This is a genomic window from Stenotrophomonas sp. HMWF003 (genome assembly GCF_003061285.1).
Lineage (GTDB): Bacteria > Pseudomonadota > Gammaproteobacteria > Xanthomonadales > Xanthomonadaceae > Stenotrophomonas > Stenotrophomonas maltophilia_AP.
The window spans coordinates 1-6,481 of sequence record NZ_QAIW01000249.1; the positions used below are offsets into that span (position 1 = coordinate 1).

At 68.9% G+C, this 6,481-nt stretch carries 7 protein-coding genes; 2 read left to right on the forward strand and 5 right to left on the reverse strand.

Translation table 11 applies throughout. The annotated features are described in order from the left end of the window. Together DBR34_RS10410 and DBR34_RS10415 are read left to right on the forward strand one after the other, a co-directional pair. Nucleotides 1-493, forward strand: a 493-nt coding sequence (locus DBR34_RS10410) for an NAD kinase (protein WP_128096737.1), incomplete at its 5' end; no start/stop codon positions are given. A gap of 79 nt (nt 494-572) precedes the next feature. Further along, the gene (locus DBR34_RS10415; protein ID WP_128096738.1) at nt 573-1,520 is read left to right on the forward strand and encodes a 5'-nucleotidase; all 948 of its coding nucleotides are present in this window, start codon (nt 573-575) and stop codon (nt 1,518-1,520) included. A 75-nt stretch (nt 1,521-1,595) separates the two neighbouring features. Here DBR34_RS10415 and DBR34_RS10420 read toward each other — a convergent pair whose 3' ends face one another. The 5 genes from DBR34_RS10420 to DBR34_RS10440 all read right to left on the reverse strand — a co-directional run. Further along, nucleotides 1,596-2,174, reverse strand: a complete 579-nt coding sequence (locus DBR34_RS10420; RefSeq protein WP_128096739.1) for a DUF2939 domain-containing protein — start codon at nt 2,172-2,174, stop codon at nt 1,596-1,598. Between the two features lie 63 nt (nt 2,175-2,237). Beyond that, on the reverse strand, nt 2,238-3,224 hold the full coding sequence (locus DBR34_RS10425) for an aldo/keto reductase (protein ID WP_258223809.1): 987 nt from the start codon (nt 3,222-3,224) through the stop codon (nt 2,238-2,240). A 5-nt stretch (nt 3,225-3,229) separates the two neighbouring features. Further along, nucleotides 3,230-3,916 (reverse strand): DUF2461 domain-containing protein, encoded by a 687-nt coding sequence (locus DBR34_RS10430; RefSeq protein WP_128096740.1) that lies wholly within the window; start codon nt 3,914-3,916, stop codon nt 3,230-3,232. Continuing rightward, nucleotides 3,913-5,352 (reverse strand): exodeoxyribonuclease I, encoded by a 1,440-nt coding sequence (gene sbcB, locus DBR34_RS10435; protein ID WP_128096741.1) that lies wholly within the window; start codon nt 5,350-5,352, stop codon nt 3,913-3,915. Before sbcB ends, DBR34_RS10430 begins: the two co-directional genes overlap by 4 nt. Then, nucleotides 5,352-6,481 (reverse strand): FAD-dependent monooxygenase (locus tag DBR34_RS10440; RefSeq protein WP_128096742.1); only part of this gene is annotated, 1,130 nt, incomplete at its 5' end. The genes DBR34_RS10440 and sbcB, both read right to left, overlap by 1 nt.

The window sequence follows — 6,481 nt, forward strand, 5'->3', positions numbered from 1 at the left end:
CCTGCGACCACTGGAGATGCTGGCGCTGACCGAGTCGGGCACCACCACCGGCTCGCTTGCCTACAACGACGTCTCGCTGCTGCGCCAGACCCGCCAGGCCGCGCATATCGGCGTGGATCTCAATGGCCAGGAGCGCGTGGCCGAACTGATCGGTGACGGCGTGCTGGTGGCCACCCCGGCCGGCAGCACCGCCTACAACTACTCCGCGCATGGACCGATCCTGCCGCTGGGCTCGCATACCATCGCGCTGACCCCGTTGGCGCCGTACCGGCCGCGCCGGTGGCGCGGGGCGATCCTCAAGGCCGACACCGAGGTGCGCTTCCGGGTACTCGACCCGTACAAGCGCCCGGTGAGTGTCACGGCCGACTCGCACGAAACCCGCGACGTGGTCGAAGTGACCATCCGCGAATCGCGCGAACGCCGTGTCACCCTGCTGTTCGACCCGGAGCACAACCTGGAAGACCGCATCCTCAGCGAACAGTTCATGTTCTGAACGGGTCGGGCCGTAGCAGCCATCCACTGTGGGACAATGGCTGGCCGGCCGCTGCGGCCGCATTGGATTGCTGAGTGCCATGGGCGACAACACCCCCCGTCTGCTGACCGTCGCGGTAACCTCGCGCGCGCTGTTCGATCTCGAAGAAGGCCATGCGCTGTTCGAGGCCGAGGGCGTGGATGCCTACGCCGAATACCAGCGCAAGCATGAAGACGACGTGCTGCGCCCGGGCGTGGCCTTCCCGGTGGTGCGCAAGCTGCTGGCGCTCAACCAGGGCCAGTCGCCGGAACAACCGCGGGTGGAAGTGATCCTGCTGTCGCGCAACTCGGCCGACACCGGCCTGCGCATCTTCAACTCGATCCAGCATTACGGCCTGGGCATCATCCGCGCCACCTTCACCGCCGGCGAGCCTACCTGGCCCTACGTGAAGCCGTTCGGCACCGACCTGTTCCTGTCGGCCAACCCCGAGTCGGTGCGCCGCGCGCTGTTGCACGGCATTGCCGCGGCCACCATCCTGCCCAAGCCGCCGGGCGAGACCATTGCCGCCGCCGAGCAGGTCGACCTGGGCCGGCCGCTGGGCCAGCTGCGTATCGCCTTCGATGGCGACGCGGTGATCTTCGGCGACGAAAGCGAGCGCATCTCGCGCGAGCAGGGCGTGGAAGCGTTCGGCCGGCATGAGCGCGAGAATGCGCGCGAGCCGCTCAGCGGCGGCCCGTTCCGCAACTTCCTGTCTGCCCTGCATACCCTGCAGGCGGTGTTCCCGTCGGGCGAAGATGCGCCGATCCGTACCGCGCTGGTGACCGCGCGTTCGGCGCCGGCCCACGAGCGGGTCATCCGCACCCTGCGCGAGTGGGGCGTGCGCCTGGACGAGGCGCTGTTCCTGGGCGGGCGGCACAAGGGACCGTTCCTGGAAGCGTTCGGCGCGGACATCTTCTTCGACGATTCGCAGCACAACATCGACAGCGCCCGCCAGCACCAGAGCGTGGCCGCCGGGCACGTACCCCACGGCGTCGCCAACGACGGGTAGGCCATGACCGTGGGTCATGGCGCGGGGCAACCGGCGCACCGACCCACCATCAGCCTACCGACCAACGGGCGGTACCTACCGGATGGGCAGACCTGTCGGCTGTTGGGGTGCGTCGTCCGATAGCGGCAGGCGGATGTCCACCAGCTTCCAGCGCAGCCCGAAGCGCTGCAGGACGAACACGATCGGCGCGCCGCTGGCGGTATGCGTGGTGGCGGTGAAGCGCGACAGCGATTCGAAATGGTGCTCGGCGCCCCGCAGCGGGCGCGGCTTGCGCGGCGCGGCGTAGGCGTCGTTGCTTTCCAGGTCGTTGCTGGCCCGTTTCCACAAGGTGTGGCCTTCCAGCAGTGCGCCGATGCCGGTGGGCGTGGCCATCGCATCCACGGCGGTGCCGGTGAGCTTCTCGCTGGCAGACAGCAGCAGTGCACCCAGCAGGTTGGACTGCACCTCCGGGCCGGCCTGGCGCACCACGTAGTCGTTGAGCTGGGCGCGCAGGTTGGCGCGCAGCAGCGGGAAGTCGACGTAGCGGTCCAGCTTGGCGGTGTCGCGGGTTTCGATGGCCTGGGCCAGGCCGCGCACCGTCAGGTAGGGCCCGCTGAAAAACAGGCCTGCCAGCACCAGCAGCAGAGCCAGCAGCAACCACGGAAGTTTCTTCATCGGTCCGGTACCTGCAGGAGACTGCCCCGAGCTTGCCGCAGGCCCGGTGGAGAAGTGTGAACGCTACTGGCTGGGCGAGCTGCCGGCGCGCTGGAAGGCAGCGACCAGGCGGGCGCGTTCCTCGGGTTGCAGCGCGTCCACGCGGGTGTCCAGGATCTGTTCGAGGTTGCCCACCCGGGTCGTGCCGAGCACGCCACTGGCGATCCCCGGGTTCTGCAGCACGTAGGCGAACGCGGTCTGCCCGGGCAACTGCGAGTGCACGCTGGCCACTGCCTTCTGCAGGGTGCGCGCGCTGCGCATCAGCTGGCGGCTGGAGGGCTTCAGCCACGCGCGCGCCAGGTACCAGGCGTCGGCCAGCCGCGGCAACCGCACCCGCGCCGGCAGCAGGTGGCCCTGGGCCAGCACGGTGCCGGCCAGCACGCCGATGCCCGCCGCGTGCATGGCGGCGATCAGCGGTTCGCGGTCCTGCTGCAGCACGTTGTAGTCGATCAGCGCCACGTCGAACAGGGTGGGGTGGTCGGCAATGTGCTGCATGATCGCGCCGGTGTGGGTGTTGATGCCCAGCAGGCGGAACATGCCGTTGCGGCGCATGCGCTCCAGCGCGGTAAGCAGTTCGTCGCTCAGTTCGTGCAGGCCGATGCCGTGCAGCTGGAAGATGTCCAGGTGGTCGCAGTGCAGGTTGCGCAGCGACGCGGCGCAGCTGCGCTCGATGTTCGCCGGCGAAAAGTCGCGTTGCTCGGCGCCGCTGATGCCGGCCTGGCCGGTCAGCGTACCGGCCTTGCTGGAGATCACCAGCCCGTCGCGCGGGTGGCTGGCATACGCGCGCTGCAGGATGCGCCCCAGCCGTGGCTCGGCGTTGAACGCCGAATAGTTGTGGCCGGTGTCGAACAGGTTCACGCCGCGCTCCAACGCGCGGCGCACGATGCGTTCGGCCTGGCCTTCGGCGAACCGATGGTTGCCCCAGAACCCGGAGCAGCCCAGCGCCACCTGCGATACCTGCAGGCCGCTGCGCCCCAGCGGGCGCGTCGGAATGGCGGTATGCGTGGGCACGGTGCTCAGAATTCCAGGTCCAGCGCCGCGCACAGGTAGTCCACGAACGGCCCCAGCGTGACCAGGTCCGCCGCGATGGTCTGGCGCAGGCGTGGGCCGGTCATCACCGCATCGTCCAGCGAGCGCCAGAACACCCAGTTGCGGTGCTTGAGGTCGTCGATGAATTCGAAGTCCGGTTCGAAGCCGCGCGGCGGGCGCACCAGCTTTTCGCTTTCCTCGAAGTCGAACTTCTTGCGCAGCACCGGCGAATGCGCGGCCGCCTTCCAGCTGCCGGGGTTGTCGACGATGAAGTGCCGCACCTTGCGCTGCGTGGCTGGCTCGGGATGCCACAGGCCGGCACCGACGAAGCTCTCGCCGGGTTGCAGGTGGATGTAGAACGACGGGGCCGGTACCTGCTTGCGGCGCTCATGGAACAGCCGCGCGCCCTGCCAGCTCTTGTACGGCGACTTGTCGTTGGAGAAGCGCGCGTCGCGGTAGATGCGGAACAGCGAACCGCCGACGCCGCGCGGGTCGGCGCGGAAGTGCTCGCTGACCGCGGCCAGGTCCGGTTGCAGGTCGGCGATCAGGCGCAGGAACGGCTGGCGAACGTGCTCTTCGTACTGCGGCTTGTGTTCGTTGAACCAGGTCTTGTCGTTGTTGCGGGCCAGGCCGCGCAGGAAGGTGAAGCTCTTCGGGCTGAAATACGTGCTCACAGGCTCTGCTCCAGGTGGGTGCCCCAGTCGCGCAGCTGCTGCAGCAGGGCGAGCCTGGCCGGATCGGCGGCATGCTCGGTGGCCAGTGCGTCCAGCTGCGCGCGGAACTGCGGCAGGGTCTGCTCGCCCAGCGCGGTGTCGCCAAGCAGGCGCTGGCGACGGTAATCGTTCCAGCGTGAGCGTTCGGTCGCGTCCAGGGTCTGCGGGTGGTTGCGCGCGCGGTAGCGGAACAGCAGCTCGGGCATGCGCGGGTCGCGCAGGCGTTCGGCGTAGCTGGCCAGCTCGGCCGGCGGGCTGGTGCGGATACGGGTCATCAGGGCCTTGTCGCCGTCGGCCAGGAAGCCGTCGTACAGCGAGGCGTCCACGTCGCTGGGGGGCAGCACGCGCTCGCCGCCGAACACCTGGCGCACCTTCTCGGCCAGGGTCGGGCCCAGATCGCGCAGGCGGGCGGCCTTGGCCTCGATCGCGGCCGGGTCGATGCCCAGGCGGGCGTGATCAGCCGGGCGCAGGTGGTTCCAGGCCACCAGTGCCGGCACCTTGTTGAGGTGCACTTCCTTGAGCGGCACGCGCTGCTCGCCTTCGGCCAGGTCGGCGGCGCGGGTGTAGAGGCGCGCGGCGAGGGTCTCGGCCGGCAGTTCCAGCAGCGCGTCGATGTCGCCGTCCAGGTCGAGCGCGATGATGCGGTTGTTGATGTACGGGTGGCGCGCCAGCGGCAGTACCGGGGCAGCGCACATGCGCTGGGCCGGGTAGCGCATCGAAATGTGCAGCACCGGCTGCAGGGCGTCCACGTCGAGCAGGCTGGCCACGAAGCGCTTGTCGCGCAGCTTCAGTGCGTAGTCCCACAAGCGCGGCTGGGCCTGCTTGAACAGGCGCGCCAGGCCGATGGTGGCATGCACGTCCGACAGCGCTTCGTGGGCATCGCCCTGGCGGACGTTGTTGGCGGTGGCCAGGTGCTCAAGCTTGAACGAGGTGGCGCCATCTTCGCGCTGCGGCCACACCACGCCTTCGGGGCGCAGCGCATGCAGCAGCCGCATCATGTCCAGCAGGTCCCAGCGCGAATTGCCGTTGCGCCACTCGCGCTCATACGGGTCGTAGAAATTGCGGAACAGCCCGTGGCGCACGAACTCGTCGTCGAAGCGCAGCGTGTTGTAGCCCAGCGAGCAGGTGCCCGGGCGCGCCATCAGGTCGTTGATGCGCGCGAACGCCTCGGCTTCGCTGACCCCGGCGGTCAGCGCATGCTGCGGGGTGATGCCGGTGATCAGTGTCGCCACCGGCGAGGGCAGCAGATCGTCGGCGGGCTTGACGTAGAAGCTGACCGGTTCGTCGATGATGTTCAGGTCGGCGTCGGTGCGGATCGCGGCAAACTGCGCGATGCGGGTACGGCGCGGGTCCTGGCCGAAGGTTTCCAGGTCGTAGAACAGGAAGCTGTCAGCCATCAGTGCGCGCCCTCCAGTACGGGCAGCTGCGCATGCACGATGCGTTTCAGGGCGGCCCAGTCGATGTGGTCCAGGCTGTCGTGCCCGGCGGTGGCGTCTTCGAGGATGCGACGCTGCAGCTCGGTGCGCGCATGCGCCACCGCATACGGCGTGTGCAGGAAGGTCACCATGGTGTAGTGCGGCACGAAACGCGTGGGCCAGCGCGCCTGCAGGGCCTGTTCCAGTTCGCGCTGGAGCAGGAAGGCCGGGTCGGCGACGCGGTCGCGCATTTCCAGGTAGTTGTCCAACGCCATCTGCTGGATCGCTTCGGCGTTGGGCTTGCGGTCGGCCTCGAAGGCGGCGAAGGCTGCCGCCAGCGTGTCCTGCTGGAGCAGGTGGCCGGCCAGCGCCACGCAGTCTTCAAACGCGCAGTTCATGCCCTGGCCGTGGAAGGGCACCATCGCGTGCGCGGCGTCGCCGAGCAGCACGGCGCGGCCCTGCAGGTGCCAATGCTTGAGATGCAGCGTGCCGAGCAGGCCAGGCGGGTGTTCTTCCCAGTCGCGGCGCAGGTTGGGGATCAGCGCCAGCGCATCGGGGAAGTCCCGCGCGAACAGTGCTTCGGCCTCGGCACCGCTGGTGGTGGTGGCAAAGCTCGGGTCGCCTGCGTTGGGCAGGAACAGGGTGACGGTGAAGGTGCCTTCGTCGTTGGGCAGTGCAATGCACATGTAGTGCCCGCGCGGCCAGATGTGTAGCGCGTTGGCTTCGATGCGGAAGCCACCGTCGGCGGTGGGCGGGATCTCCAGCTCCTTGTAGGAGTGGTCGAGGAACTCGGTGCGCTCATCCAGCGGCTGCTTGCGGTTCATCGCCGCGCGCAGCGCCGAGCCGGCCCCGTCGGCACCGATCAGGGTGTCGAACCGGATGTCGTGCGGCTGGTCGTCGCGGTCGTCGATGAAGCGGGCATAGCCGGCATCGAAATCCACGGTGTGCAGGCGGCGGTGGAAATGCACCTGCGCGCCGGCATCTTCGGCCAGCTGCAGCAATGTGGTGTTGAGGTCCTTGCGATGGATCGACCAGATCACTTCACTGTCGTCGCGGCCGTAGCGTTGCAGCTGCGGCTCGCCCTGGCGCGGGTGCACCATGCGCCCGCGCC